Below are 2624 nucleotides of genomic sequence, written 5' to 3' on the forward strand. Positions count from 1 at the left end.
ATTCCTCCCCGCTGCCCCCCCCTGTCGCTCTCTGGGGGTGGCGGGGGCGGTGTTGTGGTCGGTTCTTTTCTGGGTGTTGGGGGCGCCGCGGGGGGGGGGGCGCCGCCCCCCCCCCCCCCCCCGCTCCCGCACCTCCGGGCGAACAGGAGACCGCACGATGAGCACTGCAACGCCGGCCGGCACCGGACGGCACGTCGAGCTGATCATCGGAGGCATGACCTGCGCCTCCTGCGCGAACCGGGTGGAGCGCAAGCTGCGCAAGCTCGACGGCGTCACCGCCACCGTCAACTACGCCACCGAGAAGGCCGCCGTCACCTACCCCGCCGAACTCGACCGGCAGCGGCTCATCGACCAGGTCGAAGCCGCCGGGTACACCGCCTCCGTCCCCGAACCGGACGAGACCGGCGACGCCGCCGAGACCACCGACCTGCGCGACCGGCTGATCACCTCCGCCGTGCTGGCGGTGCCGGTGATCGTGCTCGCGATGGTGCCCGCGTTCCAGTTCACCTACTGGCAGTGGGTGTCGCTGGTGCTCGCCGCGCCCGTCGTCGTCCTCGGCGGCGCCCCGTTCCACCGGGCGGCCTGGACCAACCTGCGCCACGGCGCCGCCACCATGGACACCCTCGTGTCCCTCGGCACGCTCGCCGCGTTCCTCTGGTCGCTGTACGCGCTCGTGCTCGGCACCGCCGGGATGCCCGGCATGACCCACGGGTTCGAATTCGGCACCAGCCCCGGCGGCAGCGGCGCCGGATCCATCTACCTGGAGGTCGCGGCCGGAGTCACCACGTTCCTCCTCGCCGGGCGCTACTTCGAAGCGCGCTCCAAGCGGCGCACCGGAGCAGCGCTGCGCGCCCTCCTGGAACTCGGCGCGAAGGACGTCGCCGTGCTGCGCGACGGGCGGGAGCACCGCATCCCCGTCGACGACCTCGCCGTCGGCGACCTGTTCGTGGTGCGGCCCGGCGAGAAGATCGCCACCGACGGGACCGTCGACGAAGGCGGCTCCGCCATCGACAGCTCCATGCTCACCGGCGAATCCGTGCCCGTCGAAGTGGGGCCCGGGGACGGGGTCGTCGGCGCCACGGTCAACTCCGGTGGACGGCTCGTGGTGCGCGCCACCCGCGTGGGGACGGACACCCAGCTCGCGCAGATGGCGCGGCTCGTCGAACAAGCCCAGACCGGCAAGGCCGCCGTGCAGCGGCTCGCCGACCGGATCTCCGCGGTGTTCGTGCCGATCGTCATCGGCCTCGCGCTCGCCACCCTCGGCGGATGGCTGCTCGCCGGTGGCGGCGCCGACGCCGCGTTCACCGCCGCCGTCGCCGTGCTCATCATCGCCTGCCCCTGCGCGCTCGGACTCGCCACCCCGACGGCGCTGCTAGTCGGCACGGGCCGCGGTGCCCAGCTCGGGGTGCTCATCAAGGGCCCCGAAGTGCTCGAATCGACGCGGCGCATCGACACCGTCGTGCTCGACAAGACCGGCACCGTCACCACCGGGCAGATGTCGCTGTCCGCCGTGCACCTCGCCGACGGCACCGACGAGCAGCAGGTGCTGCGGCTCGCGGGCGCCGCCGAACACGGCTCCGAGCACCCCATCGCCCGCGCCATCGCCCGCGGCGCCGCCGACCGCGTCGGCGAACTGCCCGCCGCCACCGACTTCGGCAACGTCGAAGGCCTCGGCGTGCGGGCCACCGTCGACGGGCACCAGGTCAGCATCGGGCGCCTCTTCGACGGCGAGCTGCCCGCCGTGCTGCGCGACGCCAAGACCGCCGCGGAGAACGCCGGGCGCACCGCCGTCGTCCTCGCCTGGGACGGCGCCGCGCGAGCCGTGCTCGACGTCGCCGACACCGTGAAACCCTCCTCCGCTGAAGCCGTGCGCGGGCTCCGCGACCTCGGGTTGCGGCCCGTGCTCCTGACCGGCGACAACGAGGCCGTGGCCAGGACCGTCGCCACCGAAGTCGGCATCGACGAGGTCATCGCCGAAGTCCTGCCGCAGGACAAGGCCGCCGTCGTCAGCCGCCTGCAAGGCGAAGGGCGGGCCGTGGCGATGGTCGGCGACGGCATCAACGACGCCGCCGCGCTCGCCCAAGCCGACCTGGGGCTCGCCATGGGCACCGGCACCGACGTGGCCATCGAGGCCTCCGACCTCACCCTCGTCCGGGGCGACCTGCGCGCCGCCGTCGACGCCATCCGGTTGTCCCGCGCCACGTTGCGCACCATCAAGGGCAACCTGTTCTGGGCGTTCGCCTACAACGTCGCCGCCATCCCGCTCGCCGCTGCGGGCCTGCTCAACCCGATGATCGCCGGGGCTGCGATGGCCTTCTCCTCGGCGTTCGTGGTGGCGAACAGCTTGCGGCTGCGCCGCTTCCACCCCACCACCCACCCGCCATCGGAGTGAACGGACCGTTAGTCCCATCTAGTTGGGCGAAGGGTCCGTTCACTCCAGCTGGCTCGGGACTGCACGGGGTCGCCGCGGTCTTGCGGAACGGCGAACCGCGACCGACGAGGACTCCGAGTGAACGGGGGGGGGGGGGGGGGGCAATTGTGGGCCTCGCGCGAGGGCACCCGCAACGCCCGGGGGGCGCCCCCCCCCCCGCCCCCCCCGGCCCCGGGGGCGCGCCCCGGCGGGG

General features: G+C 73.8%; 1 protein-coding gene. It reads left to right on the plus strand.

Features of this window, described 5'->3' with window-relative positions; genetic code table 11:
• Positions 1–157 precede the first annotated feature (157 nt).
• Positions 158–2392, plus strand: coding sequence for a cation-translocating P-type ATPase (locus LCD31_RS25200; RefSeq protein WP_224962001.1), 2235 nt, complete (start codon positions 158–160; stop codon positions 2390–2392).
• Positions 2393–2624: the final 232 nt, after the last annotated feature.

The sequence above is a fragment of the Saccharopolyspora sp. 6M genome (assembly GCF_020176775.1).
Taxonomy (GTDB): domain Bacteria; phylum Actinomycetota; class Actinomycetes; order Mycobacteriales; family Pseudonocardiaceae; genus Saccharopolyspora_C; species Saccharopolyspora_C gregorii.

Excerpts from the sequence above, each read along its gene's own strand:
- LCD31_RS25200 (WP_224962001.1), top strand. The coding sequence starts at position 158 with ATGAGCACTGCAACGCCGGCCGGCACCGGACGGCACGTCGAGCTGATC.